We start from the raw sequence: 24,672 nt of genomic DNA, 5'->3' as shown, positions 1-24,672 counted from the left end.
GGGTTCCTTGATCAGTCCGCAGGGGGCGGGCTGTTCTGTTCGGTCAGGGTCTTGTCGTCGCTGATAGCGATGGGCGTGCCGTTATCCAGTTTGATCTGGCCGGCGATCACGACCTGTTCGCCGCTCTGCACGCCTTTGGAAACCAACACCTGCCCATCACGTCGCTCACCGGTTTCGACGAATCGCCGTTCGGCGATCAGGATCGGCTGGCCCTTGTCATCTTTTTCGACGTTGCCGTCGTCGGTCTTCTTCTGCGTCACGACGTACATGGAGTTGCCGTACAGGGTGTAGGTCACGGCGCTTTCTGGCACGACGATGGCGTTGGCCTTGTCCGGCAAGATCACCTGCAGGCTGGCGAACATGCCGGGCAACAGCCTGCCGTCGGGGTTGCCCAGGGTGGCGCGTACCAGCACATTGCGAGTGCTGTCTTCGATCTTGGGATTGATAGCGCTGATGGCGCCGACGAAGGTCTGGCCGGGATAGGCCGAGACACTGACGTTGACTGCCTGACCAACCGCGAGCATGGGTACCGCGTGCTCGGGAAGGTAGAAATCCGCATACAGGCTGCTCAGGTCCTGCAGGGTGGCGATCACCGTGCCGCTGGCCAAGTAGTCGCCGACGTCCACCTGGCGAATGCCGATGGTGCCGCTGAAAGGCGCGACGATGTGTTTCTTGGCCAGTGAAGCCTTGAGCTGGTTGACCGTGGCCTGGTTCTTTTTCAACTGCGCCGCGAGCCGGTCGAATTCGCCCTTTGAGATCGCCTGGCTGCCCACCAGTTGCCGACCCCGGCCAAAATCCAGTTTCGACAGCTCAAGGTGGGCCACGGCGGTTTCCAGCAGCGCTCTTTCGACGTCACTGTCCAGTTGCACCAGTGGCTGGCCGGCCTTGACCTTTTGCCCCGACTGGAACTGCACCTTCTGCACCGTCCCGGCAATCTCCAGGCTCAGGTCTACGCCTTGCAGCGCGGTGAGGCTGCCGACGGTGGGCAGGCGAGCTTGCCAAGGCTGCTCGACAGCCGTGGCCACGGCCACGCTGACCGGCGGTTTGGGGGCAGAAAACATCTGGATCTGCTGGTAAACGGAGAAGGCCTTGTAGCCGGCCAGTAGCAGTACCACCAGCAGGACAACACCCAACATGATCAGCATGCGGCGTCGCAGCATGTTCCACTTCCTTGGAAATAAGCCGAGAGAAAAGACAGACAGGCGGGCACATTACTCCGAGTGCGCGACCGATTCAAAACGATGTTTGTCGGTAATGTGTAAGGGGTTTTCCCAAAAGCTCGCCGCCCGCTTGTCAGATCAAATGCAAATGGTTGTCCCAGAGCCCCGCCGGCAGATCCAGTGGTTTTGCAACCAGTTGTGACTGTCGACAATCGTAAAAGCGGCAACGGCCCTGACCCGATGTCACGACGAAACCGTCGGCCACCGCACCCACACCGGCGCAGTCCGGCAGAGGCGCATCCAGGCGTACTTCGCCGCTGTCCAGGTCCCAGATAAAAAAGCGATTGCCACGGGGCGCTGTCAGGGCCACCAGGCGCAGGTCGCTGTGTACGGCAACGCTGGCGGTGTAATGACCCATCGCCTGCAATTGATGCTCGGCCACCGGGAATGCCTGGAACGGCTGGCCCGGACGCTTGATCGCCAGCAGCTCGGAGGATTCGTGGGGATCGCCCATGAATTGCTGGCCGCAAACGATGGTGCCATCGCTGGCGATGCCCATGTGGCGCACGCTGTTCATCGATTGGGCGAGGGTTTCCTTGCTCAGCAGTGTGCCATCGCGCTGCATCAGCACCAGGCTCGGCTCCATGGCATTGAGGTTCATCTCGACGCGGCTTTCGGCCTCGGTGCGGATGCCGCCGTTGGCGACCACCAGCGTTTCGCCGTCGGGCATCCACGACACTTGATGAGGGCCGATGCCGTGAGTGGACAGTTCGCCGCTGTGCACCAAGCGTTCGCCTTCGAAACGGTACACACCCAGCAGGCCACGGCCCGGATCGGTCGTGTCGTTCTCGGTGGCGTACAGCCATTCGCCGCTTTTGTGAATCACCGCGTGCCCATAGAAATGCCGATTCGGCAACGAGGTGAGGGTCTGCAGCAGCGTACCGTCGCGCAGGTCGATCAGGTAGCTTTCGGTGCCTGGGCGACGGGCGACGAACAGCGCAATCGGTTGTGTCGGATGGTCAATGATGTCATGGCAGCGCTGCGTGACCTGGGTGGCGAACACCCGACTGCCGTCCAGTCGATAGCCCACGGCGTAGTGCTTGCCGTCGCTATCGTCCCGTGCCGAGAGCAGGAGCGGGCTCCTGTCCTTTTGCTTGAACAGCGTCCAGCCGCCCAGGGTAACGGCGCCGAGCAGCAGGCTGCCCAGTGCCAGAGCCTGACGTCGAAACATGATCAGTCACCGTCGTTGGCATTGAAGCCCAATTGAATGCCCAGCGCCTTGGCCAGTTCGCCTTCGTGCAGGCGATGGACTACGTTGAGGCTGTCGTACAGTTCGTTGAGCTGCTGGCGTCCGGCGTCGTCCCCGAGCATTTCGGTCAGCGAGCGCTGGCTGTCGGCGAACAGTTTCAACGAGCTGTCGTAGGCCGCGTCGATCTTGTCGGCCAAGGGTTTCTGCTCGCTTGGCAACAGGCTGCGCAGGCCCTGGTTATCCACGCCGACCCAGACGGTCCTGGCCGCGCTCAGGCTGGCTTGCAGGCCCTGCAACGACGACTGGCTGCGCCAGGCATCGGCCTGGAAAGGTTGTGGTACGCCTTTGCTCTGGCGACCCATTGGTGTGCCGAGTTTCTTCTTCAAGGTGTCCAGGGCGGTAACCTGGACTCGCAGCAAATCGGCGATTGCTTCGTGGGAATCGGCGTAGCGCTGGTTCGGAAACTTGCTCATCTGGGCGAGCATGCCGTCGTTGGTATTCCAGCGTGACAGGATATCTTCGGCCAATTGCTTCTGACGTTCGCCAATGGCGATCAGCAGCGGGCAGTACTTGGCTTTTTGCGCGTTGTCGGCCATGTCGATCCTGGCGTCGAACAGCAGGTACTCATAGGCTGAGAGGCCCTGGACCACCACGCTGGACTTGGCCAGGCCGGCAACGTCGATCTGCGGCTGGCTGTTGACCAGTTGCTCGACCTGACGGCCCACCAGGTTTTTCTTGTCCGGCCAGAATTGCACCTGCCAGGCGCGATTGCCCTCGGCCAGTGGACCGATCAGCAGCGGTTGCAACTCGGCCCAGGCTTTTTGTGCCTTGAGGAAGTCGGCGCGGGCGGTCTCCAGGTTTTCCTTGCCCTGGCAGAACGCCAGGGCGCTGGTTGCCAGTTGCCGGTCGGCCTCAACCCAGCGGCTGTAGGTGGGCAGGATCACTTGCTTGGCGATAGCCGCCGAAGTGACCGCTTGCGGATCCTGGGGCGAGCACGCGCCGAGGACGATGGCGGCGAGGCTGGTAAACAACAACTTGGGACGGAACATGTCGGGCTCCCGTTTTTCGGAGAATGCGATTAAAGGGAATTCAGGAACGCCAGCAACGCCGCGCGTTGCTCGGCATTGAACGCTAGAACCTGTCGTTGCGCCGCTTGCGCTTCGCCGCCATGCCATAGCACGGCTTCGAGCAGGTTGCGTGCGCGACCGTCGTGCAAGAACTGGGTGTGACCACCGACGGCTTCGGTCAGGCCGATGCCCCACAGCGGTGGGGTCCGCCAGTCACGGCCGCTGGCCTTGAATTCGCTGCGGTTGTCGGCCAGGCCTTCGCCCATGTCGTGCAACAGCAGGTCGGTGTAGGGGCGAATGACCTGGTTCGCCAGTTCCGGTTCGGCAGCGTTGGCGGCCGTGGTGTACTTCGGGGTGTGGCAGGACTGGCAGCCGGCCTGGAAAAACAGATTCTTGCCGGCCAGCACCTGGGGCGAGTTCACCTCGCGCCGGGCCGGTACGGCGACGTTGCGGCTGTAGAACAGCACCAGCCGCAGAATGTTGTCGCTGACTTCCGGCTCGCCATCGGCGCCGTTGCCGTTCGGCGCGCGCTTGCAGTCGACCTGGGCATCGGTGCAGTCGTCGAAGGGCCGCAGGCTTGTCGTAAGCCCCATGTCACCGGAAAAGGCGTGGACGTTCTGCTGATTGAGGTTTGGCTGTCCGGCCTTCCAGCCGAAACGCCCCAATACGGTCTTTTGCTGGACATCGTCCCAGACCTGGTTCGGCCGGCCGAGGATGCCGTTGTTTTCCCGTGCTTGGGCTTGGGCGTTGGCGAGGAGCGCTTCATCGGGAATGGCTTCAAGCAGCCCCAGGCCGATCATCGGCGGTGCGACGCGGGCCGAAAAGCGCGTGTCGGGGTGCATCGGGCCGTAGCCCAGTTGGGTGATCTGCAGTTGCGGCTTGCGCAGTTCTACAACGGTGCCGTCGTCGAAGCGCACCGGGACCGGCGTGTAATCGACCCGCACCTTGCCTTCGGGGACAACACCGGGCACGGACATGTCCTGCAATTGCCCGCCATAGGTCGGCTCCGGCACCACCCCCAGTTGTTCGATGACCTTGGCGTAGGCCGGAACATCGGGAATCGACAGGCGCACCAGCATCGACACGGCGCTGGTCGCGTCCGGTGCCGGCGGATGGCCGCGACCGTCCTTGACGTGACAGTTCTGGCAGGCGTTGGTATTGAACAATGGCCCCAGACCGTCCCGGGCGGTGGTGGTCGAGGGCGCGATTACCCAGGGGCTGCGAAAAAAACTGTTGCCCACGGCGAAGTCCACGCGCCGCGAAGGTGGCAGGTTGGCCGAGGGCAGGGAAAAGGCGTTCTGATCACTCTTGCGTACCGTCGCGGCGCCACCGGACCGGGCTTCGCCGGGTTCGGCCTGGGTAAAACGCGGGGCGTCATCGCAGGCACTCAGGCCCAGGGCCATGAACAGAGCGCATAAGCGAAGAGGCAACGACGGCATTGGGCTTCCTGGAAGACGAGTGAAACGAGGGAGCAAAGTCTAACAGGGCGGGGGAGTTTGAATAAGAGGAATTATCGTTTGGTTTGTGGAACCTGCGTGGCTCTAGAGCTGCGTAGGAGCTGTCGAGTGCAACGAGGCTGCGATCTTGTCCCAGACGATTGAGTCGAGAGCGAGAGATCACGGTCAAAAGATCGCAGCCTTCGGCAGCTCCTACAGAGTCCGGTGCACCACCGTGCAACTCTTAAGGCTGGACCACAGCCCCCGGCACCAACGGCAGTTCCAGACTCGCGATGAATCCGCCCTCGGGGTGATTGGCCAGCACCAGCGCGCCGCCGTGGCGCTCGGCAGCGCGGCGGGCGATGGCCAGGCCCAGGCCATGACCTGCGGCGGTCTGGCCGGGGGCGCGGTAGAACGGCTCGCTCAACTGACCCAGGTGTTCGGCCTCCACCCCCGGCCCGTGATCACGCACGCTGACTAGGATCCTCTCCCCTTGGCGCAGCGCGCGGACTTCGATCGGTTGATCGGTTGGATTGAAACGCTGGGCGTTGCGCAGCAGGTTATCCACAGCTCGTTCGATCATGGTCGGCCAGCCCTTGAGGGTCAGGTTCGGCTCTGCGTCCAATTGCATGCTTTGTTCTGGTGAAGCTAGCTGCGCATCTTTTTGCAGGGTCATCAGCAGATCGTTGAGGTCCACTTCTTCAGCGCTGGCGTTGTCGGCATCGACCCGGGCCAACACGAGGATTTCGCTGATCAGCGCCTCCAGGCGATCACATTCGCGGGTCAGGCGCGGCCAGAGTTTTTCCCGCTCCTGGGGGCTGGCCCGTTCTGCCAGCGCCAGGGCGATGCGCAGTCGGGCCAGGGGCGAGCGCAATTCGTGGGACACATCGCGCAGTAATTGGCGCTGGCTGGCGATCAGGCTTTGCAGGCGCGCGCCCATGCGATTGAAATCGGTGGCCAGCACACCAAACTCATCCCGGCGATTGGCCAGCTTGGCGAGGCTGTTTTGCTGGTAAGTGGTCTGCCCCAAATCATGCACTGCACCGCGCAGGCGGCTCAACGGCCGGGTAATGGATAGGGTCACCAACAGGCTGAACAACGTCAGCACCACCAAGGCGATACCCAACGCGCTGAGGGGCCAGAGCAGACTGCCGCGGTGCCAGGCATCCAGTTCGGGGTGGGGTATGCGGTAGATGAACAGGTAAGTGTCGCCGGTTTTGGCGCTGGTGAACTCGTCGGTCAAGCGCCGCCAGGGCAGGCGTCGCTCGTTGTTGTTCTGTCGCGCCTCGAAGGCCTGCGCCCGACGCGGGAAAGTGCCGCGTACCACCGGGGCACCGCTCTCGTTAAGCACCTGGACGTTGATGTGATACTGATGCTTGCGCTGTTGCAGGATCTGCTCGGCGGCGTCTTCGCCCTGGCTTTCGAAGGTTTGTGTCCACTCTTCGGCCAGGGTGCTGAGGCCCGGATGGCGGCTGAGGATCCAGGCATCCTGGTTCAGCATGTGGCCCAGCAGAATCGAAAGCCCTGCAACCAGGGCGATGGCCAGCCAGAAACTGGCCAGGATGCGCCAAAACAGTGAACGCACGATAAATCCTCGAAAACAAAGAAAGCCCAACGGCGATTGGCCGTTGGGCTGGGGTGCTTCAGGGCATTATTGCGCCTTTTGCGGCTGTTGCGCTTTCCAGGCCTTGAACTCGGCCCACTCGGCCCGGCGCTCGGCCTGCTTTTTCTGAATGGCGTCAAACTCTTTTTGCTGCTCTGGCTTCAACAACCCACGGATCTGGGCGTCGACTTTTTCGTGCCGGGCCGCCATTTCATCTTTCATGGCTTTCTGATCGGCAGGTGACAGTTTGGCCAGGTACTTTTCTACCAGTTCGCGGCGCTCATGGCGCTGTTCGCCCATGATCTTGCGGATTTGCTGGCGCTGTTCGCGGCTCAGGTCCAATTGGCTGTACGGACCTTTGTGGTGCATCTGGCCGCCGTGACGCGGGCCGTCCATCGGCCCCATGGGGCCCATCGGGCCGGCGCCTTCCGGCATGGCCATCGCGACAGTAGGCAGGGCCGCAGCGAACATCAGAGCGATAAGGGTCTTGCGCATGGTGTATCTCCTTGTCTCGTTCCCGGTCAGTTCCGGATGTGTGCAGATTACGGAGATCAAGGTCAGCGGCGGTCAGGGGGGCGTAAAGCTTGAGTAAAGACGGTTTGGTGACGAGCTTACAAAACAGTGGACGCAAAAAATGCGGCGAGGAGATTATTTGTGGCGAGGGGATTTATCCCCGCTGGGCCGCGCAGCGGCCCTCTTGGTTTTATCTGATGCTCCGTGGTGGCAGACACATCTGGGGGCGCTTCGCACCCCAGCGGGGATAAATCCCCTCGCCACAAAGGGATCATTTATCCGGTCCAAGCAAGGAATCGTTGCAGCGTTCAGAGGCTGTAGTAATAACCACGGCTACGCAACGCCACGATGCGCGGGCGACCGTCGGCGTGAGGGCCGATTTTCTTGCGCAGGTTGCTGACGTGCATGTCGAGGCTACGGTCGTACAGGGTCAGCTTGCGGCCCAGGGCGATCTGCGCCAGTTCCTGCTTGTCCAGTGGCTCGCCCGGTTGCTTGAGCAGCGCTTCGAGCAGGCGGCTCTCGGAAACAGTGAGGGTCTGCTCTTGCTCATCGATGCTGACTACCCCACGCACCGGGCTGAACGTCAGGTCGCCCAGTTCGATCTGGCTGGACACCGCCGTCGGATGGCTGCGGCGCAAGACCGCGCGCAGGCGGGCGGTCAGTTCCCGTGGATCGCAGGGTTTTGCCAGGTAATCGTCGGCCCCCAGTTCCAGGCCCAGGATGCGATCCAGTGGTTCGCCACGGGCCGAGAGCATCAGCACCGGCAGCTCCGGATGATCGTTGCGCAACTGCTTGAGCAGTTCCAGGCCGCTGCCGTCGGGCAGCATCACATCCAGCACCACCGCCGCCGGGGCGGTTTCGGCCAAAGCCTTGCGGGCGCTATGGCCATCGTGGCAGGCCCGGACCAGAAAACCTTCCTGGCCCAGCCAACTGCCGAGGAGCTCACACAGCTCCTGGTCATCATCAATCAGTAACAGCTCGCTCATGACTCACTCAATTTAGCCATTGCCGACGTTGTCTACGTCCACCGCTGGCAAAGATACCGCAGAGCAGGGCCAATAGCGCTACCCCGGCACCAATGACGAACCACTGCTGCTGATCTGTCAGCAGGCGTGGCAGAGGGCTGGCCTGGGCTTCCTTGAGTTGCAGCTTCAGACGCTGGTTCTCCTGGCGCAATCGACTCACCAGCGCGCTCTCGCGTTCGCTGTTGGCGTTTTGCAGTTGCTGGGTCAGTTCCTCGCGCATGCGTTCGCTGTTTTTCAAGCGTTGCTGCAGTTCGGTGATCTGACTGCCTGCGCTCAAGGACAAGGGCGTCGAATGACTGCCGTCGGTGGTTTCTTCCCCATGGGCGGGAGCCCCGATCACCAACATGACCCCTAACAGGCACAGCGGACCTTTGCGCATTGCAACTCCTGAATTCCAATCGAGATTAGACAGGTTGTCGGCAGGTAAACGAGAACAATGAGCGATTGAGCGCAATGAGCCGCGAAGGCTCATCACGCATCGGGATGTTAAGGCAGGACTTGCTTGAACGGCTTGACCACGACATTGGCGTAGACACCGGCGGCAACGAACGGATCGGCTTCGGCCCAGGCTTGGGCTGCGGCCAGGGAATCGAACTCGGCGACGATCAGGCTACCGGAGAAACCCGCCGCGCCGGGGTCGTTGCTGTCCACCGCCGGGTGCGGGCCCGCCAGTACGACGCGGCCTTGGGCCTTGAGCTGTTGCAGGCGCTCAAGGTGTTCAGGGCGAGCGGCCAGGCGTTTTTCCAGGGAATTGGCGACGTCGGTGGCAATGATTGCGTAGAGCATGTCAGTCCTCGGTTTTTGGCGTGGTGGTGTCGGCATCGTGCAGATGACGGGACAGGTAGATGCCCTGGGCGATCAGGAACAACAGCGTCATGCCCAGGCTGCCGAAGACCTTGAAGTCGACCCAGTAGCTCTGGAAAGTGAACGCGACGAACAGGTTGGCGGCGCCGCAGAACAGGAAAAAACCGATCCAGGCGATGTTGAGCCGGGTCCAGATGACGTCCGGCAGGTTCAAGGCGTGGCCCATGATGCGCTTGATCAGCAGGCGATCGCCGACGAAGTGACTGCCGATGAACGCCAGGGCGAACAGCCAGTTGACCACCGGGGCTTTCCACTTAAGGAAGGTTTCGCTGTGGAAGGCCAGGGTCAGGCTGCCGAAGACGAGGCAGGCGATCAGGGTCAGCCACTGGCTTTTCTCCAGCTTGCGTTGGGCCACGAACAGTGCGCCATAGACCACCAGCGAACTGATGATCAGCATCGCGGTGGCGCTGTAGATACCGCCTACAGTCAAGGAGTGACCGGCAATGTCGACGGTCCGTGGGTCAAGTTTGTAGACGATGAAAAACAGCAGAAGCGGGATGAAGTCGATGAATTGTTTCACAGTGGCAGCCAGAAGCAGGATGTGACGGCATAATAACAAACATCCTTGGCCGCGATAGGGCCAGCTGATTTGAGGTAACAAACTCTCGTGAATGTTGATTTGCACTGCCATAGCACGGCCTCCGATGGCGCCCTCGCGCCTGCGGTTCTGGTGGCGCGGGCGTTCGAGCACGGCGTGCGAGTCCTGGCCCTGACCGATCACGACACCCTCGAAGGCCTCGACGAGGCCCGTGGCGCGGCGACGGCGCTGGGCATGCAACTGGTCAACGGGGTTGAGTTGTCCTGCACCTGGGGCGGCGCGACCATTCATGTACTGGGTTACGGTTTTGATGTAAATGCGCCGTCACTGGTCCAGGCCATTGCGCAACTGCACGACGGCCGCTGGCTGCGTGCCGAAGAGATCAGCCGCAAGCTTGCCCTTAAAGGCATGCCTGGTGCGCTTGAGGGCGCCCGGCAAATCCAGCAGGGGCTGGGCGACAGTGGCAACGCCCCGGCCCGCCCGCACTTTGCGGACTGGATGGTGCGCGAAGGTTTCGTCAAGGACCGCGCCGAAGCGTTTCGCAAATGGTTGGGGGCCGGCAAACTGGGGGACGTCAAGCAACACTGGCCGACGCTGGAAGAGACTGTCCAGACCCTGCGAGCCGCCGGAGCCTGGGTCAGCCTGGCGCATCCGTGGCACTATGATTTCACCCGCAGCAAGCGCCGTCGCCTGGTGGCCGACTATATTCAAGCAGGGGGCCACGCCATCGAGGTGGTCAATGGCCATCAGCCGGCCGAGCAGGTCGGCAGTCTGGCGATTCTGGCCCGTGAGTTCGGCCTGCTGGTGACCGCCGGCAGTGATTTTCATGGCCCTGGAGGCTGGTCCGAGATAGGCGAATATCGCCCGTTGCCGGAAGATCTGCCACCACTATGGTGTAGATTCAAACATGATCCCGTTACCGCCACCGTCTGAACAGGTAGAACATGTGAGTCAATTTTTCCAGATTCATCCGGAAAACCCGCAAGCGCGCCTGATCAAACAGGCGGTGGAAATCATTCGGGGCGGTGGTGTGGTGGTCTATCCCACCGATTCTTCCTACGCCATCGGCTGTCAGATCGGCGACAAGAACGCTGTAGAGCGGGTAAGACGCCTGCGTCAACTGGATGACAAGCACAACTTTGCGCTGATCTGCAGCGATCTGTCGCAGTTGGGCCTGTTCGCCAAGATCGACACCGGTACCTTTCGCCTACTCAAAGCCCACCTCCCAGGGCCGTACACCTTTATTCTCAACGCTACCCGGGAAGTCCCGCGGCTATTGCTGCACCCGAAAAAACGCACCATCGGCCTGCGGGTGCCCAGCCACCCCATTGCCCTGGCATTGCTGGCCGAGCTGGGTGAACCGCTGATGAGCGTGACCTTGATCATGCCCGGCGAGACGGAGCCGATGAATGACCCTTACGAGATGCGTCAATTGCTCGAGCATCAGGTCGACCTGATCATCGACGGCGGTTTCGGCGGAATGAAGGCATCCACGGTGATCAATCTGGCCGATGGCGAGCCGCAAGTGGTGCGTATCGGTTGCGGCGATCCAGCCCCGTTCCTGGTCGAGGCCTGAGTGTCCGCAGTGGAAACCGCCGTTGAGAGTGCCGACAGCCAGGCCGGCGCTCAGCAAGAGCTGCCGTTCGCCATGGTCTATGGCCAGGCGGTCATGGAAATGCCCCTGGACCTGTACATTCCGCCGGATGCGCTGGAGGTGTTTCTTGAAGCCTTCGAAGGCCCGCTGGACCTGCTGCTGTACCTGATCCGTAAACAGAACATCAACATCCTCGACATCCCCGTGGCCGAAATCACCCGCCAGTACATGGGCTACGTCGAGTTGATGCAGTCGGTGCGCCTGGAACTGGCGGCCGAATACCTAGTGATGGCGGCCATGCTCGCCGAGATCAAGTCGCGAATGCTGCTGCCGCGCTCGGCAGAGATCGAGGAGGAAGAAGACGATCCGCGCGCCGAACTGATCCGCCGCCTGCAGGAATACGAACGCTTCAAAGTGGCGGCCGAAGGCATCGACGGCTTGAGCCGGGTCGGGCGCGATGTGGTGGTACCCAAGCTCGATGCGCCCGAGGCGCGAGCGCGCAAATTGCTCCCGGATGTCAGTCTCGAAGAGTTGCTGATGTCCATGGCTGAGGTGCTGCGTCGGGGCGACATGTTTGAAAGTCACCAGGTCAGCCGTGAAGCACTGTCCACCCGCGAGCGCATGAGCGATGTGCTGGAACGGCTCAAGGGCGGCGGTTTTGTGCCCTTCGTCGAGCTGTTCACCGCCGAGGAAGGGCGCCTGGGAGTGGTGGTGACGTTTATGGCGGTCCTGGAATTGGTCAAGGAATCCTTGGTCGAGCTGGTGCAGAATGAGCCGTTCGCAGCGATCCACGTGCGGGCACGAGCCGAATAACGAGCAAATCAATGAATCTGACTGAACCCCGCGAGCTGGCACCGTTGCTTGAAGCTTTCCTGTTGGCCTCGGGAAAACCGCAATCGATGGAGCGCTTGTTCGAACTCTTCGAAGAAGGCGAACGGCCCGAGCCGGCCGTGTTCAAGAAAGCCCTGGCGCTGCTGGGTAAGTCCTGCGAGGGGCGGGCGTTCGAACTCAAGGAAGTGGCTTCCGGCTACCGTCTGCAGATCCGCGAGAAGTTTTCGCCCTGGGTCGGGCGTCTGTGGGAAGAGCGGCCTCAGCGCTATTCCCGCGCCATGCTCGAAACCATGGCATTGATCGCTTATCGCCAACCGATCACCCGGGGTGAAATCGAAGATGTGCGGGGCGTGGCGGTCAACAGCCACATCGTCAAGACGCTGCTTGAGCGCGAGTGGATCCGGGTCGTCGGTTATCGCGACGTACCGGGTAAACCGGCGATGTTTGCCACCACCAAGGCTTTTCTCGATCACTTCAACCTCAAGAACCTGGACGACCTGCCGCCGCTGGCCGAACTGCGGGAGCTGGAACCGGAGCCGATGCTGGAGTTCGACGACGCCCCGGTGCCCCAAAGCTTGCAGGAGCTGGCCGACGCCAGCGCCGAGCCGGAGGAACCCAAGGAAGAAACCAGTTTCCATTCGTTGTTGCTGGAACTGGACACCATGGAGGAGGGGCTCAAGACCGATTTCGACGATCTGCTGCGTGAGGCAACGGATCTTGACGGCGAAACGGATGAGCACGCGCAACCGGGCAGCGAAGTTGAACTTCAGGCCGAACCTGACCCCGAACCAGAAGAAGACATTCTTGGCGTCGCCGCGGCCCGGGAAAAACTGCTGGCCGCCGTCGCCGCTCTCGAACCACGCGAACCCGAGCCTGAGCTCAGCGATGAAGAAGCCGAGGCCCGTGCCCTGGCCGAAGCGATCGAAAATGAACGACGCCAGTTCGAGGATTGATCCGGACCGTCTGACACATCGCATTCCCTTGTGGGAGCGAGCCTGCTCGCGATAGCGGCCTGTCAGCCAACATCATTTTTGACTATGAAATCGCTATCGCGAGCAGGCTCGCTCCCACATTAAGTCATGCGGTGCACCATGAGCTCCACCAAAGACCCCTGCATCAGCCTCTGCAAGTTCGACGACGACATCTGCATCGGTTGTGGCCGCAGCAAGCGCGAGATCAAGGCCTGGAAGAAACTCGACAAGGATGACAAGCGCACGGTGTTGGCCGAAGCGGCCCTGCGCCTGATCAAACTGGGCGCCACCGGTCGGCGGAAAAAGCGCTGAAGGTTCGTCGATCAACTAGTCTCTGATGCGCAAATGCCTTAACGAGCGTATGATTCGCGACCCTTTGGCGATCCCTTCGTCATAGACCTGTTTTCAACGTGTCAGGCCACGCCTGACCCGACCACACCGGGAGGTGCCCAGAATGAAAGACCAAGACCAGAACGACAGCCAGGAAATCGGCCCAGCAGGCGAGAAACTGCAAAAAGTCCTCGCCCGTATCGGCGTTGGCTCGCGCCGCGACGTGGAAACCTGGATCACCCAGGGCCGGATCAAGGTCAACGGCAAAGATGCCACCTTGGGCCTGCGTGTCGACATGCACGACGCCATCACCATCGATGGCAAGGTGATCAAGCGCGAAGAGGCCGCCGAAACGGTGCGCCGCGTGATCATGTACAACAAACCCGACGGCGAGATCTGCACCCGTGACGACCCGGAAGGCCGTCCGACGGTGTTCGACAAGATGCCGCGGCCCAAAGAAGGCCGCTGGATCAACATTGGTCGCCTGGACATCAACACCACCGGTTTGCTGATGTTCACCACTGACGGTGAGCTGGCCAACCGCCTGATGCACCCGTCCTACGAAATGGACCGCGAATACGCCGTGCGTGTACGTGGCGAAGTCGATGACGAAATGATCGAGCGCTTGAAGGCCGGCGTCGTGCTGGAAGACGGCCCGGCGCGTTTCACCGACATCAAGCAGGCACCGGGCGGCGAAGGCTTCAACCACTGGTACCACTGCGTGGTGATGGAAGGTCGTAACCGTGAAGTGCGACGCCTGTGGGAATCCCAGGGGCTGGTGGTCAGCCGCCTGAAGCGCGTGCGTTTCGGTCCGGTATTCCTTAACTCCGACCTGCCGATGGGCCGCTGGCGCGAAATGAGCCAGTACGAAGTCGACATCCTGGCAGCCGAAGTCGGCCTCAAGCCGGTGGCGATGCCACAGATGACCGCCAAGAGCAAGGACAAGCTGGAGCGCATGCAGCGTAAATCCTCGCGTCCGATGGGCAAGACCGAGCGCGTGCGCACGCTGCGTCCGGCCGCCGATGGCCCGGCTGCGGGTCCGCGTCCGTCCCGTGAGCCGCAGATCGAAGGCGAACGCCCGGCCCGCAAGCCTGCGCCACGTCAGGACGGCGAACGCGGCCCGCGCACGCCACGTCCGGCCAACGGTCGTACTGAGCGCGGCGAAGGTCGCGGTGTTCCGGCCGGTCGTGGTACGCCGGTAGCGGATCGCCCGGCCGACACCAAGCGCCCGGCCAAACCCGCACCGAAGAAGCGCCCGGGTATTGTGTTGGTGGATCGCGACACGCCATCGGGTAAACGCCGTGGTGCTCCGGCCGGTTCCGGACAGCGTCCGGGGTTTGGGCGTCGTAAGCCGGAGTGAGGCAGCTTTGAGTTTCTAGTGGCAAGCTGCAAGAAAAAACGGCAACCATTGGGTTGCCGTTTTTGTGTCTGGCGTTATTGATACGGTGCCTGTGCGGTCGTCTTCGCGAGCAAGCCCGCTCCCACACTTGATCTTCAGTGAATAGAAGATTTGGGGCGGAGCCGCTTCATTGTGGGAGCGGGCTTGCTCGCGAAGAGGCCAGCGGATCCACCACCATCCAGAGGCTATTGGCTCTTTCTTGCAGCTCAAAGCTGGCCGCTTGAAGCTGCCCTAAAGCACAAACCGCCCATCAAACATCCGCTCATTATCCAGCGCCAACACACCGCTCTCAAAAATCAGATCCAGGTGATGGCTGCCCTTGGCCCCGCCACCCAGGCCCAGGTGCAGGCCGCAATGGCGTTCTTCGAAACCGGCATTGCGGGCATAGAGGCTCTTGACCCCTTCGTTGGTGCCGATGCCCAGTTCCTCGATGCGCCGGTTGGAGGGGTTGGCGTCCAGGTATTTGTTGAAGTCGTGCTCCAGCCCCGGCACGTCGGTGGCGATTTTCTGGATAGTGGAGTCTTCGATCCACAACTCCAGCGGCGATTGCAGCACACCGTACTTGCGGGCGAACGGGATGGTGCTCAGGAACGTACCGACGAACTTCACCTGACCATTGATGGTGTCGCTGTGGGTGGCGATTTCGCCGGGGGCCAGGTCATAGTTGCCGAGACCGTTGATGTCGGTCCATTTCTTGACGCTGTTGAGGTCGGTGTCGAAATACGAACCCAGGTCATCCTGAAAGCTCAAGGTCGTCGCCTGGGACATGCGCCGGATCAGGTGGCTGTTGAGCCCGGCGATGCGCTGAGGAATCACGCTGAAGGTGTCGTAGAAATAATCGCCGTAGTCCTTGAACAGCAGTGATTTCTTCCAGTTGTCTGCCATCACGCCTTGCAGCGCGCGAACAAAGTCCGGGCCGTCGGGGCGTGGATTGGGCAGGGTGGAAGAGTCGTAGAAGAAAATGTACAGATCGCTGTCGGCAATGGCCTTGGACAGTCGCTCTGTGGATTCAAGGTCCAGGCGCATGGCGCTGAACCGGAAGGGCGAGCCGCTACCGGCCTGTTCGGCAATGGCTCCGGTCAGTGCTTCGTAGTCGGCGGTATGGCCGAGCAACACCTTGGCGGGCTGGATGCCGGCCAGGGCTGGATGGTGTTCGAGGTAGTAAAGGAAATGTGAGATGGCTCGTTGTGTGTCCATGCTTATTCTTCCCTGACAGTGGTGTTGGCTTCCCTGAGTGTCTGCAAAGTGGCGGAGCCGACCGGCCGGATCACCTCCGCCGGTAGCGCTTACAGAGGCCACATCGCCGTGCCGAACGGAACAACGGCGTCGGCTTGCATCATTTCAACGGCGGCTTCATGGGTCGGTGCTTCAAACCATTCGTCCAGTTGCAGTTCGGTTTCCAAGTCTTTGTCCAGTGCTTGCATAGTGAATCTCCTAGATGACTTTTACGGAAAGTTGCGAAGTCGATTCCGCGATTGAGAACTGACCGGAAGCGACTGTGCAAAACCTGCCGGTACGACGCCTTGGCAAGTCGCTGAAAACCTAGTCGAGGGTTTTTTGGAATGCAAAAAAATAAATTATTTTTTTCGTTTGAACTTTTTGTTCTATTTTTTCCGAGAAAATTACTCATTCAAAAACAGTTGTCTGGGGAATATTTTTAATAGGTAGCTATCTACCGTCAATTTGCAGTCAGCTTTCCGAAAGTTCCTACATGGAAAGCTTGCGTTACGGTTCGTAAAGAAATGCTGACGATTTTTGCCTATCGAACGGATCGGTACCGGTGCTTGGCTGCGCTGTAAGAAAAAGCTGCCGAAGAGGTCGGTTCGAAGGGTTTTCCGACACCTCGCAGCGCTTGTTTCAAATCAGCGGTACGGGTCAGATGCGCGGCAGACCTGAAGGACGGGGTGCGCGGGGGTCTGGTCGCAGTGGGGCAGCGGTGTACAATGCGCCGCGTTTTACTGTGACCCTTCGCGTACCCACGCACTTTCAAGGTTATCCGCCTTGTTCACTCCGCCACGTCACAAGCGTGTCGGGTTCGATTTCGTCACAGATAAAAACAAACAGGTGACGCATGACCGTTGTAGAAAATACGCATTCAGGCGAGCTGAAACGCGGCCTGAAAAATCGACACATTCAACTGATCGCCCTCGGCGGCGCGATCGGTACAGGCCTGTTCCTCGGCTCGGCGGGGGTGCTGAAGTCAGCGGGCCCGTCGATGATCCTTGGTTACGCCATTTGCGGCTTCATTGCCTTCATGATCATGCGCCAGTTGGGCGAGATGATTGTCGAGGAACCAGTGGCCGGCTCCTTCAGTCACTTTGCCCACAAGTATTGGGGCGGTTTCGCCGGTTTCCTGTCGGGCTGGAACTGCTGGATTCTCTACATCCTGGTGGGCATGTCGGAACTGACCGCGGTCGGCAAGTACATCCACTACTGGGCGCCGGACATTCCTACCTGGGCTTCGGCGGCAGCGTTTTTCGTCCTGATCAACGTCATCAACCTGGCCAACGTCAAAGTGTTTGGTGAGGCTGAGTTCTGGTTCGCGATCATCAAGGTCGTGGCAATTGTCGGCATGATTGCCCTGGGTAGCTATCTGCTGGTCAGCGGCAATGGTGGTCCGCAAGCTTCGGTGACCAATCTGTGGGCTCACGGCGGATTTTTCCCCAATGGCGTGAGCGGTCTGGTGATGGCGATGGCGATCATCATGTTCTCCTTCGGTGGCCTGGAAATGCTTGGCTTCACCGCGGCCGAGGCCGACAAACCGAAAACCGTGATCCCCAAGGCCATCAACCAGGTGATCTACCGGATCCTGATTTTCTACATCGGTGCCCTGGTGGTGCTGTTGTCCCTGACCCCATGGGACAGCCTGCTGAGTACGCTCAATGCCTCCGGTGATGCCTACAGCGGCAGCCCGTTCGTGCAGGTGTTCTCGATGCTCGGTAGTAATACGGCCGCGCACATCCTCAATTTCGTGGTGCTGACCGCCGCGTTGTCGGTGTACAACAGCGGCACTTACTGCAACAGCCGCATGTTGCTGGGCATGGCCGAACAGGGCGATGCGCCCAAGGCCCTGGCCAAGATCGACAAGCGTGGCGTGCCGGTGCGTTCGATCCTGGCTTCGGCTGCGGTCACGCTGGTGGCAGTGCTGCTGAACTACCTGATCCCGCAGCATGCGCTGGAGTTGCTGATGTCGCTGGTGGTCGCGACCCTGGTGATCAACTGGGCAATGATCAGCTATTCGCACTTCAAGTTCCGCCAGCACATGAACCAGACCCGCCAGACACCGCTGTTCAAGGCGCTGTGGTATCCGTACGGTAACTACGTCTGCCTGGCCTTCGTGGTGTTCATTCTTGGCGTGATGCTGCTGATTCCCGGCATCCAGATATCGGTCTACGCGATTCCGGTATGGGTGGTGTTCATGTGGGTGTGCTACGTGATCAAGAACAAGCGCAGTGCCCGGCAGGACATGGCTGTGGCGGCAGCCAAGTAAGCACGAAACCTGTGGGAGCGAGCCTGCTCGCGATGGCGGCGGCTCAGTCAATACAGATATCGCCTGTGATGGCCTCTTCGCGAGCAAGCCCGCTCCCACACTGGATCTTCAGTGGTCGCAGAATGTGTGTTCACTGCGGAATCTCGTGGGAGCGGGCTTGCTCGCGAAGAGGCCGTCACATCCGGCATAGGTTTCACCTACCAGACCGCCATCGCGAGCAGGCTCGCTCCCACAAGGGTTGGTCGCTGTCTTGAGGATTCGCGGTATTCTGTGGGTCCTGATACCGGACCTCTTTTTTCATGCTGGCAATTTCCAACACTGTGCACATCCCGGACGCCGAGATCGAGCTGACGGCCATCCGCGCCCAGGGCGCCGGGGGGCAGAATGTCAATAAGGTCTCCAGCGCCGTGCATTTGCGCTTCGACATTGCGGCCTCGTCCTTGCCCGACTTCTACAAGGAGCGGTTGCTGGCGCTACGCGACAGTCGCATCACCAGCGACGGTGTGTTGATCATCAAGGCCCAGCAATATCGCACTCAGGAACAGAACCGGGCCGATGCCCTGGAACGCCTGACCGAACTGATCCTCAACGCCACCAAGGTCGAAAAGAAGCGCCGTCCGACCAAGCCGACCCTGGGCTCGAAGAAACGTCGCCTGGAATCCAAGACCAAGCGCGGTTCGATCAAAGCCGGGCGCGGCAAGGTGGACTTCTAGTTTTTCTCCCGCGCCTGGCGATGTATCGGCGCTTGGCGGTACAGGTAGAGACTCAGCAACAACCCGCCCAATGCCGCCAGCGCGGCGAACAAAAAGATCGAAGCAAAACCGAAACCGGCGGCAATCGCACCGGCCAACGGCCCGGTAATCCCCAGTGACAAGTCAATGAACAACGAATAGGCGCCCACCGCCGCGCCACGGCTGGAGGCCGGTACCAGGTTCACCGCTTCCACCCCCAGCGCCGGGAATACCAGGGAAAAACCGAAGCCGCTCAATGCCGCGCCGGCCAAGGCCCAGTGCGCATCAGGCGCCAGCCACAGTAACAACAAACCCAGGGTTTCCACCGACAGGCAGGCAATCGCCACCCGGAAGCCGCCCAGGCGGTTGATCAAATTACCGAACAGCAAGCGCGCGCCGATGAAACTGGCGCCGAACAGGCTCAGGCACAGCACCGCGTTGTCCCACTGCTGCGTGGCGTAATACAGGGTGATAAACGTGGCGATGGTGCCAAAACCGATGGAGCCCAAGGCCAGGCCGCAGCCGTGGGGCAGGACGCGCCCGAGCACATGCATGAACGGCAGCCGTTCGCCCGTGACAATCGGCGCCGGCGTTTTCGGCCAGGCCAGCGCCAGCCCCAGCAGCGCCAGCAAGACAATGCTGACGCCCATGCTCCACAGCCCCAGGGACTTCACCAGCCACACGCCCAACGGCGCGCCAATCGCCAGCGCGCCGTAGCTGGCGATACCGTTCCAGGAAATCACCTTGGCGGTGTTCGCCGCGCCGACCCGACCGATGCCCCAGCCGATCGACCCCGAGCCGACCAGGCTCTCCGCACTGCCCAGCACCAGGCGGCCAATCAGCAGGCTGATCAGGCTCAGCGTCGGCAGGGTTGACGTCCAGGCAGAGACCAGCATGAACACCCCGCTCAACCCGCAACCGGCGAGGCCGAACATGACCGCGCGCTTGCTCCCCAGGTTGTCGATGATGCGCCCGGCATACGGACGGCTGAGGAGGGTGGCCAGGTACTGGACGCTGATCACCAGCCCGGCGATCACCGCGCCGAAGCCCAGTTCGCTGTGGACGAACCCGGGTAACACGGCAAGGGGAATACCGATATTCAAGTAGCCAATGAAAGTAAACAGAACGATGGAAACGACTTGCAGCGTGACCGCCAAGGGGCGCTGGGTATCTGGCATGGGTAGAGGGTCCACGGAGCAGCAGGATAGATAGGCTGCTTATGATAGCGGTGCCTGCGGCCGTGAAGCGTGGAAAAGTAAAACTATTTGCCGGATGGCGCTGAGTTGTCGTCGTGCCCGGCAACCAGTTGCGTGGTGACCAGCGCGGCGAGGGCGTTTTCTTCGGTGCCGAAACGTGCCAGCAAGGCGGCCTGTTTTTCCGGGGAAAGGCGCGTCCAGATATCGACCATCTTTTCGGCGGTGCCGATCAGAACGCTGGCTTGGGCTTCGCTGAAGGTGGGGGCATCGGTCATGGGGGACTCAGGATTCAGGCAGTGTGGAAAGCGCATCTTAGCGCTTTCCACACGGTCTGGTCGTGCGGGTAAATCAGTCTTCGCTGTCGGCCTGGCGGCGTTCAGTGGCTTCTTTAGGCTCGGGTTGCTGGGCGTCTGGTTGCCCCCCGGCTTGTAGCGTGGTCGTCTGCTCAGTTTCGTGCAGGCTAGGGAAGGGGAGATTAGGAATCTCGTGCATATCGCGCTCCTCGCAAAGTCTGTGGGTAGATCTGGTAGATCCGCGCTTTTACAAAGCGTGGGCAGGATACCGCAGAAGAAATGACAAAAAGACTTTTAAGTTCCGTTGCGGCGACAAAAGGGCTTGTCTGGACAGGACATGTCCAATCGTCAAACGACCGCTACCGGTCGTCGCGAAGGCTCAAGAATACCCCCGGCGGGTCGATGGCTAAGTACATATCCCTGGATTCGGTTGCGACACTGCAAACCATGAACATGGAGGTCGGGACGTGTCGTTCGTGAGCCTGGCTCTTTCTTCTTTTCAAGAGATTTCCCTCCATGTTTCTACAAAAATCCCTGAGAGCGCAGATTCTCGCTTTGCTCAGTGGCAGCCTGCTGGCGATGCTGTTGATTGCCCTGGCGTCTTTCCATTTCCTTTCCAATGGCGTGCAGAATTATCGCAACCTGATCGATGGCCCGTTGCGTGCTTCGCAGTTGATCGATGAGGCCAACCTGCAATTCAAGGTGCAGGTCCAGGAATGGAAGAACGTGCTGCTGCGCGGCAAGCAGCCGGCGGACATGGCTAAATACTGGAAGCAGTTCGAAGATCGCCAGCACGATGTGCAGGGCATCCTTGGCCAGTTGATCGGCCTCGAAGGGGTTGCGACGCCCATCAAGACCCGGATTGAGGGGCTGCGAGACGAACATAAGCAATTGGGTGTGGCCTACCAGAAGGGCCGTGATGCATTTGTGACGGCGGGTGGCGATGCCTCAGCGGGTGATGCGGCGGTCAAGGGTGTGGACCGCGCGGCCAGTGAGCAAATGAGTGCGCTGGTGGTGGAATTACGCAAGCATGCCAGTGAACAATCGACGCAAATCAGTGCCGGCGCCGATCACACGATTATGCTGGGCACCGTGGTCATGCTGATTTCCGGCCTGCTGATCGGCTTGTTCAGCTTGTGGTTGGTCAATCGCAACCTGGTGCAGCCGATCCGCAACCTGATCGAGTACGTGACCCAACTGAGTCGTGGCCGTTTCGCCGAGCGCGTGGTCAGCAACCGGCAGGACGAGTTGGGTGACCTGGCGCTGGCCGCCAATACCCTGCGCGATTTTCTCGCCGAAACCTTCTCGCGTCTGCAACGCAGTGCCACCGAACTGGACAGCGCCAGCGGCGAACTTAATGCCATCGCCAGCCTGATGAGCCAAGGAACCAGCGAGCAATTCGAACGCACCGATCAGGTGGCGACGGCGATGAACGAAATGTCCGCCACCGCCCAGGAAGTCGCCTGCCATGCCGCCGACGCGGCGCGAGCGGCCGACGATGCTGATCAATCGGCGCAGCAGGGCGAGAAGGTCATGCAAGGAACCATTCACACCATTACCCGCATGCGCGGTGAAATCGCCAACACCGCCACGGTCATCCGCCAGTTGGAAACCGATAGCGGGCGCATTGGCAAGGTTCTGGAAGTGATCCGCGGTATCGCCGAGCAGACCAATCTGTTGGCCCTCAACGCTGCCATCGAAGCGGCCCGGGCTGGCGAGGCCGGGCGCGGTTTCGCGGTGGTTGCCGATGAAGTGCGCAGTCTGGCCCAGCGCACTGCTTCGTCCATCATCGAGATCAACCAGATTATTCAGACCGTGCAAACCGGTGCGGTGGACGCGGCCCAGGCCATCGAGAGCGGCCAGTCGCGCAGTGAGGAAAGCGTGGAGCAGGTAACTCAGGCCGGTGCGATGCTCGAGCGCATTACCCAGGCCGTGGAAGCGATTCGCGACATGAACCGTCAGATCGCCACTGCCGCAGAAGAGCAGACCTCGGTGGCTGAAGACATCTCGCGCAACCTGACCGAAATCACCTGCATCGCCAGCACTAACCTGGACAATGTGCAGCGTACCGAAGCCGCGAGTCGAAACCTGCACGGCTTGTCGGGGCAGTTGAATGAAGTGACGGCGCGGTTGAGTGCCTGATCATTGTGAGTGTCAGTTGTTCGAAGACGTAAAAAAGCCGCGCAACCCTAAGGCTGCGCGGCTATTTTTTGATGTTCAATCAAGTGTCTTGTTTGTTGGACAGTACTTTGCCGGTAGTGGCATCGAAGTCAACGTCATACTCTTTGCCATCGGCGGTTTTCAGTTCAACTTCATATTCATAACCGTTGAAGTGGTTATCCAGGTCGGTGTCGGTGATAGTGGCGCCCGGGTGCAACTTCAGGGCCTCTTCATTCATCGATTCCAGCGACTTGATCTTGCCTTCCTTGACCAGTTGTGGAATCTGGTCCACTCGAACATCAGCCTGGGCCAGGCCAGCGGTGAGGGTCAGGGCCGCAGCGGTGAACAGGGCAGTTAAAGTTTTCATAGGTTCTTTCCTTAGCGTCGTTAAAGGTGTGTTTCGTTTAAGTGGCTTCATATTAACTGTGGCAACTTAATTCACCCTTAATTCAGTAACCGTTGTTCTCCAGCACCTGTGCCACGCTGCCTGTCGCGGGACGCTTCAAGTACTTGAGCAGTTCACTGGCGCGGTTGGTGAAGATGCCATCCACTCCGGCCTCCAGCACTTTTTTGAAGTCCACCGCTTCATCCACCGTGTAGACGTGCACCAACAGACCCTGATCATGGGTGTATTGGTTCATCCACGGCTGCACCAGGTCCGAATAACTCTGGCTGCCGCCGTGGGTCAATGCGGCAGACGGCCCGGTGCCGATGGCGCCTTGTGCCTTGGCCAACTGGACCCATTGTTCAAATTCGGCTTTGTCCTTGGGCTGCTGTTTGGCGTAGTAAGCCGCCTTGTCCGTTTCGCCGGACTCGGCAAACGTCACCTTCGACTTGGCCTCGATGTAGCCATCGCCCACCCACAGCAGCAGGACCTTTGGCACGTTGGGCATTTCTTTTTGCAGCAGTTCGAGGCTGCTCTTTTCGAAGGTTTGCAAGACCACTTTACCTTTGCCCTGACCTACACCGGTGGCGCGTTTGGCGAGCTTGGAACCCGCCGGGCTCAACCAGCCGCGGTCCTGCAATTTATCCTTGAGGTCGCGTTCGATGCCGGGGAACAGCTTCGGCTCCTTGGTTTCAATGTACAGCCCCGGTTTGTGCAGCGGGTTGCCTTCGGCGATGTTGATGACCTCGTCAAGGGTCAGAATTTTCAGGCCCACGAACGACGGGCGAGCGCGGTCCGGGTAGGCGGCGTTGAACCAGCTTCCGGCATCCAGGGTTTTGAGTTCCGCCATGGTGAATTCGTTGGCGGTGCTGTCCTTGCGCTCGGGGAATTTGGTCGCGACATCCGTGGTGCGCAGCAGGCTGTCGTCGTGCAGTACGAACAGGACGCCGTCCTTGCTGCGTTGCAGGTCCAGCTCCAGGTAATCGGCGCCCAGGTCGCGGGCCAGTTTGTAGGCCGCAGCGGTGGTCTCCGGCGCGTCAAACGAGGCGCCGCGGTGGGCGATCACCGCCGGGTGAGGAATACCTTGCAGGGCCGCGAGGGCCTTGGGGGACGGGACTTCGCCGGCCTGTGTCTGGCCGAAGCCAAGTAGCAGGCTCAGCATCAGGGCGCTACGGGTGAAGGTGACAGGCATGCTCGAGATCCTTTCGTAGGTTTCGCAAAGACCTATCTTTTAACAACTGAACGTTTCTGGCGCTATCGCTATACCGACATAAAAATGCGCAAAGCAGATTTTTCCCACGCTTTTTCAGGCCGCTTTGCAGTACGCTTGGCCGCACCAGTTTCCCCGGCAGAGGGAAACCCGAAGACAGCGTTCACTTGCCCTGCGTGTAAACCATCGATCAGACGTCCTGCGGGACGCATCCATGAGGTTTACCATGCGCACCACTTCGACATTCATCTGCCAGGCCGCCGACCAGCTCAAGGGTTTTGTCGGCCTGAACCGCAAAACCGGCCAGTACATCGTGCGCTTCAGCGAAGATGCCTTTGGCATGGACGTGGCCGACGACGGCATCATTGCGGCATCCGAATTTGTCTGGACGCCCGTAGCGGACGGCACCATGACCCTGAATCGCGAGCGCATCCAGTTGCTGCTGGACCAGAACATCGACGACCGGATCAACCTCACCGAACCGTTACGGGTTTACATGGCCCGCCGTGATTTGCCCGAAATCGTTGCGGTGCGGCAGTTGGTGGAAGGCTGAAGCCACGCCGATCATGAATGGGATAAGAACCCCGCTGTGGGAGCAAGGCTTGCCCGCGATGGCAGCGGGAGATT

General features: G+C 60.5%; 27 protein-coding genes. 10 read left to right on the top strand and 17 right to left on the bottom strand.

Translation table 11 applies throughout. From position 1 onward, the window contains the following. Window positions 1-11: 11 nt before the first annotated feature. From BMY45_RS00480 to BMY45_RS00435, 10 genes are all read right to left on the bottom strand, one after another. Window positions 12-1,160, bottom strand: coding sequence for an efflux RND transporter periplasmic adaptor subunit (locus BMY45_RS00480; protein WP_092393115.1), 1,149 nt, complete (start codon window positions 1,158-1,160; stop codon window positions 12-14). 133 nt (window positions 1,161-1,293) lie between these two features. After that, on the bottom strand, window positions 1,294-2,391 hold the full coding sequence (locus BMY45_RS00475) for a DUF1513 domain-containing protein (protein ID WP_092393112.1): 1,098 nt from the start codon (window positions 2,389-2,391) through the stop codon (window positions 1,294-1,296). A gap of 2 nt (window positions 2,392-2,393) precedes the next feature. Further along, window positions 2,394-3,458: an imelysin family protein gene (locus BMY45_RS00470; RefSeq protein ID WP_092393109.1), complete on the bottom strand. Its 1,065-nt coding sequence runs from the start codon at window positions 3,456-3,458 to the stop codon at window positions 2,394-2,396. A gap of 29 nt (window positions 3,459-3,487) precedes the next feature. Continuing rightward, window positions 3,488-4,915, bottom strand: a complete 1,428-nt coding sequence (locus BMY45_RS00465) for a di-heme oxidoreductase family protein (protein WP_092393106.1) — start codon at window positions 4,913-4,915, stop codon at window positions 3,488-3,490. Between the two features lie 241 nt (window positions 4,916-5,156). Continuing rightward, complete coding sequence (locus BMY45_RS00460) at window positions 5,157-6,497, bottom strand: sensor histidine kinase (RefSeq protein ID WP_092393104.1); 1,341 nt, start codon at window positions 6,495-6,497, stop codon at window positions 5,157-5,159. A gap of 66 nt (window positions 6,498-6,563) precedes the next feature. After that, window positions 6,564-7,010 (bottom strand): Spy/CpxP family protein refolding chaperone, encoded by a 447-nt coding sequence (locus BMY45_RS00455; protein ID WP_092393101.1) that lies wholly within the window; start codon window positions 7,008-7,010, stop codon window positions 6,564-6,566. Window positions 7,011-7,336: 326 nt separating this feature from the next. Next, on the bottom strand, window positions 7,337-8,014 hold the full coding sequence (locus tag BMY45_RS00450; protein WP_047226985.1) for a response regulator transcription factor: 678 nt from the start codon (window positions 8,012-8,014) through the stop codon (window positions 7,337-7,339). Window positions 8,015-8,021: 7 nt separating this feature from the next. Next, window positions 8,022-8,432, bottom strand: a complete 411-nt coding sequence (locus tag BMY45_RS00445) for an SH3 domain-containing protein (protein WP_092393098.1) — start codon at window positions 8,430-8,432, stop codon at window positions 8,022-8,024. Window positions 8,433-8,539: 107 nt separating this feature from the next. Further along, window positions 8,540-8,839, bottom strand: coding sequence for a YciI family protein (locus BMY45_RS00440; protein WP_092393095.1), 300 nt, complete (start codon window positions 8,837-8,839; stop codon window positions 8,540-8,542). A 1-nt stretch (window position 8,840) separates the two neighbouring features. Beyond that, window positions 8,841-9,437: a septation protein A gene (locus tag BMY45_RS00435; protein WP_076383722.1), complete on the bottom strand. Its 597-nt coding sequence runs from the start codon at window positions 9,435-9,437 to the stop codon at window positions 8,841-8,843. Between the two features lie 87 nt (window positions 9,438-9,524). On the opposite strand from BMY45_RS00435, the gene BMY45_RS00430 reads away from it, so the two are divergent. The 6 genes from BMY45_RS00430 (at window position 9,525) to rluB (ending at window position 14,541) form a co-directional block, all read left to right on the top strand. Beyond that, window positions 9,525-10,388, top strand: coding sequence for a PHP domain-containing protein (locus tag BMY45_RS00430; RefSeq protein ID WP_092393092.1), 864 nt, complete (start codon window positions 9,525-9,527; stop codon window positions 10,386-10,388). Between the two features lie 13 nt (window positions 10,389-10,401). Beyond that, window positions 10,402-11,031, top strand: a complete 630-nt coding sequence (locus BMY45_RS00425) for an L-threonylcarbamoyladenylate synthase (RefSeq protein WP_047226981.1) — start codon at window positions 10,402-10,404, stop codon at window positions 11,029-11,031. A gap of 132 nt (window positions 11,032-11,163) precedes the next feature. Continuing rightward, entirely contained in the window at window positions 11,164-11,862 is a 699-nt protein-coding gene (locus BMY45_RS00420) for a segregation and condensation protein A (protein ID WP_160893268.1), read from the top strand. 11 nt (window positions 11,863-11,873) lie between these two features. After that, window positions 11,874-12,833 carry an SMC-Scp complex subunit ScpB gene (gene scpB, locus BMY45_RS00415; RefSeq protein ID WP_092393089.1) on the top strand — a complete coding sequence of 320 codons (960 nt, stop codon included), beginning with the start codon at window positions 11,874-11,876 and terminating at the stop codon, window positions 12,831-12,833. 138 nt (window positions 12,834-12,971) lie between these two features. Then, window positions 12,972-13,163, top strand: coding sequence for a DUF1289 domain-containing protein (locus BMY45_RS00410; RefSeq protein WP_047226978.1), 192 nt, complete (start codon window positions 12,972-12,974; stop codon window positions 13,161-13,163). A 142-nt stretch (window positions 13,164-13,305) separates the two neighbouring features. Then, a complete protein-coding gene (rluB, locus tag BMY45_RS00405; protein WP_092393086.1) occupies window positions 13,306-14,541 on the top strand; it encodes a 23S rRNA pseudouridine(2605) synthase RluB in 1,236 nt (411 codons plus the stop codon). Window positions 14,542-14,811: 270 nt separating this feature from the next. On the opposite strand, the gene BMY45_RS00400 is transcribed toward rluB, so the two are convergent. Continuing rightward, window positions 14,812-15,777 carry a M29 family metallopeptidase gene (locus tag BMY45_RS00400; protein ID WP_092393083.1) on the bottom strand — a complete coding sequence of 322 codons (966 nt, stop codon included), beginning with the start codon at window positions 15,775-15,777 and terminating at the stop codon, window positions 14,812-14,814. Window positions 15,778-15,866: 89 nt separating this feature from the next. After that, entirely contained in the window at window positions 15,867-16,004 is a 138-nt protein-coding gene (locus tag BMY45_RS28090; RefSeq protein WP_003178782.1) for a hypothetical protein, read from the bottom strand. A 647-nt stretch (window positions 16,005-16,651) separates the two neighbouring features. On the opposite strand from BMY45_RS28090, the gene BMY45_RS00395 reads away from it, so the two are divergent. Together BMY45_RS00395 and arfB are read left to right on the top strand one after the other, a co-directional pair. Further along, the gene (locus BMY45_RS00395) at window positions 16,652-18,070 is read left to right on the top strand and encodes an amino acid permease (protein WP_092393080.1); all 1,419 of its coding nucleotides are present in this window, start codon (window positions 16,652-16,654) and stop codon (window positions 18,068-18,070) included. A gap of 299 nt (window positions 18,071-18,369) precedes the next feature. Then, a complete protein-coding gene (arfB, locus tag BMY45_RS00390; RefSeq protein ID WP_047226974.1) occupies window positions 18,370-18,783 on the top strand; it encodes an alternative ribosome rescue aminoacyl-tRNA hydrolase ArfB in 414 nt (137 codons plus the stop codon). Here arfB and BMY45_RS00385 read toward each other — a convergent pair. The 3 genes from BMY45_RS00385 to BMY45_RS28085 form a co-directional block, all read right to left on the bottom strand. Next, window positions 18,780-19,979 carry an MFS transporter gene (locus tag BMY45_RS00385; RefSeq protein WP_092393078.1) on the bottom strand — a complete coding sequence of 400 codons (1,200 nt, stop codon included), beginning with the start codon at window positions 19,977-19,979 and terminating at the stop codon, window positions 18,780-18,782. The genes arfB and BMY45_RS00385 overlap by 4 nt on opposite strands. An 83-nt stretch (window positions 19,980-20,062) precedes the next feature. After that, a complete protein-coding gene (locus BMY45_RS00380; RefSeq protein WP_092393075.1) occupies window positions 20,063-20,308 on the bottom strand; it encodes an immunoglobulin domain-containing protein in 246 nt (81 codons plus the stop codon). A gap of 37 nt (window positions 20,309-20,345) precedes the next feature. Further along, window positions 20,346-20,489 carry a hypothetical protein gene (locus BMY45_RS28085; protein ID WP_172833788.1) on the bottom strand — a complete coding sequence of 48 codons (144 nt, stop codon included), beginning with the start codon at window positions 20,487-20,489 and terminating at the stop codon, window positions 20,346-20,348. Between the two features lie 317 nt (window positions 20,490-20,806). On the opposite strand from BMY45_RS28085, the gene BMY45_RS00375 reads away from it, so the two are divergent. Further along, a complete protein-coding gene (locus BMY45_RS00375) occupies window positions 20,807-22,432 on the top strand; it encodes a methyl-accepting chemotaxis protein (RefSeq protein WP_092393072.1) in 1,626 nt (541 codons plus the stop codon). A gap of 79 nt (window positions 22,433-22,511) precedes the next feature. On the opposite strand, the gene BMY45_RS00370 is transcribed toward BMY45_RS00375, so the two are convergent. Both BMY45_RS00370 and BMY45_RS00365 read right to left on the bottom strand, forming a co-directional pair. After that, window positions 22,512-22,817, bottom strand: a complete 306-nt coding sequence (locus BMY45_RS00370) for a PepSY domain-containing protein (RefSeq protein ID WP_092393069.1) — start codon at window positions 22,815-22,817, stop codon at window positions 22,512-22,514. An 82-nt stretch (window positions 22,818-22,899) separates the two neighbouring features. Next, the gene (locus tag BMY45_RS00365) at window positions 22,900-24,027 is read right to left on the bottom strand and encodes a glycerophosphodiester phosphodiesterase (RefSeq protein WP_092393066.1); all 1,128 of its coding nucleotides are present in this window, start codon (window positions 24,025-24,027) and stop codon (window positions 22,900-22,902) included. A 244-nt stretch (window positions 24,028-24,271) separates the two neighbouring features. On the opposite strand from BMY45_RS00365, the gene BMY45_RS00360 reads away from it, so the two are divergent. Further along, complete coding sequence (locus BMY45_RS00360; RefSeq protein ID WP_092393063.1) at window positions 24,272-24,598, top strand: DUF2025 family protein; 327 nt, start codon at window positions 24,272-24,274, stop codon at window positions 24,596-24,598. Window positions 24,599-24,672: the final 74 nt, after the last annotated feature.

The organism is Pseudomonas sp. NFACC39-1 (genome assembly GCF_900110355.1).
Classification (GTDB): Bacteria; Pseudomonadota; Gammaproteobacteria; order Pseudomonadales; family Pseudomonadaceae; genus Aquipseudomonas; species Aquipseudomonas tehranensis.
Note: the sequence above shows the minus strand (reverse complement) of the source record. Positions and strands in the feature narration are given on the sequence as shown.

What these genes read in the sequence shown, in the direction of transcription:
- BMY45_RS00475 (WP_092393112.1), bottom strand. Translation starts at nt 2,391, where the DNA reads ATGTTTCGACGTCAGGCTCTGGCACTGGGCAGCCTGCTGCTCGGCGCC.
- BMY45_RS28090 (WP_003178782.1), bottom strand. Translation starts at nt 16,004, where the DNA reads ATGCAAGCACTGGACAAAGACTTGGAAACCGAACTGCAACTGGACGAA.
- BMY45_RS00455 (WP_092393101.1), bottom strand. Translation starts at nt 7,010, where the DNA reads ATGCGCAAGACCCTTATCGCTCTGATGTTCGCTGCGGCCCTGCCTACT.
- scpB (WP_092393089.1), top strand. Translation starts at nt 11,874, where the DNA reads ATGAATCTGACTGAACCCCGCGAGCTGGCACCGTTGCTTGAAGCTTTC.
- BMY45_RS00380 (WP_092393075.1), bottom strand. Translation starts at nt 20,308, where the DNA reads ATGCGCTTTCCACACTGCCTGAATCCTGAGTCCCCCATGACCGATGCC.
- BMY45_RS00470 (WP_092393109.1), bottom strand. Translation starts at nt 3,458, where the DNA reads ATGTTCCGTCCCAAGTTGTTGTTTACCAGCCTCGCCGCCATCGTCCTC.
- BMY45_RS00385 (WP_092393078.1), bottom strand. Translation starts at nt 19,979, where the DNA reads ATGCCAGATACCCAGCGCCCCTTGGCGGTCACGCTGCAAGTCGTTTCC.
- BMY45_RS00370 (WP_092393069.1), bottom strand. Translation starts at nt 22,817, where the DNA reads ATGAAAACTTTAACTGCCCTGTTCACCGCTGCGGCCCTGACCCTCACC.
- BMY45_RS00465 (WP_092393106.1), bottom strand. Translation starts at nt 4,915, where the DNA reads ATGCCGTCGTTGCCTCTTCGCTTATGCGCTCTGTTCATGGCCCTGGGC.
- BMY45_RS00360 (WP_092393063.1), top strand. Translation starts at nt 24,272, where the DNA reads ATGCGCACCACTTCGACATTCATCTGCCAGGCCGCCGACCAGCTCAAG.
- BMY45_RS00445 (WP_092393098.1), bottom strand. Translation starts at nt 8,432, where the DNA reads ATGCGCAAAGGTCCGCTGTGCCTGTTAGGGGTCATGTTGGTGATCGGG.
- BMY45_RS00480 (WP_092393115.1), bottom strand. Translation starts at nt 1,160, where the DNA reads ATGCTGCGACGCCGCATGCTGATCATGTTGGGTGTTGTCCTGCTGGTG.
- rluB (WP_092393086.1), top strand. Translation starts at nt 13,306, where the DNA reads ATGAAAGACCAAGACCAGAACGACAGCCAGGAAATCGGCCCAGCAGGC.
- BMY45_RS00365 (WP_092393066.1), bottom strand. Translation starts at nt 24,027, where the DNA reads ATGCCTGTCACCTTCACCCGTAGCGCCCTGATGCTGAGCCTGCTACTT.
- arfB (WP_047226974.1), top strand. Translation starts at nt 18,370, where the DNA reads ATGCTGGCAATTTCCAACACTGTGCACATCCCGGACGCCGAGATCGAG.
- BMY45_RS00410 (WP_047226978.1), top strand. Translation starts at nt 12,972, where the DNA reads ATGAGCTCCACCAAAGACCCCTGCATCAGCCTCTGCAAGTTCGACGAC.
- BMY45_RS00375 (WP_092393072.1), top strand. Translation starts at nt 20,807, where the DNA reads ATGTTTCTACAAAAATCCCTGAGAGCGCAGATTCTCGCTTTGCTCAGT.
- BMY45_RS00395 (WP_092393080.1), top strand. Translation starts at nt 16,652, where the DNA reads ATGACCGTTGTAGAAAATACGCATTCAGGCGAGCTGAAACGCGGCCTG.
- BMY45_RS00440 (WP_092393095.1), bottom strand. Translation starts at nt 8,839, where the DNA reads ATGCTCTACGCAATCATTGCCACCGACGTCGCCAATTCCCTGGAAAAA.
- BMY45_RS28085 (WP_172833788.1), bottom strand. Translation starts at nt 20,489, where the DNA reads ATGCACGAGATTCCTAATCTCCCCTTCCCTAGCCTGCACGAAACTGAG.
- BMY45_RS00450 (WP_047226985.1), bottom strand. Translation starts at nt 8,014, where the DNA reads ATGAGCGAGCTGTTACTGATTGATGATGACCAGGAGCTGTGTGAGCTC.
- BMY45_RS00400 (WP_092393083.1), bottom strand. Translation starts at nt 15,777, where the DNA reads ATGGACACACAACGAGCCATCTCACATTTCCTTTACTACCTCGAACAC.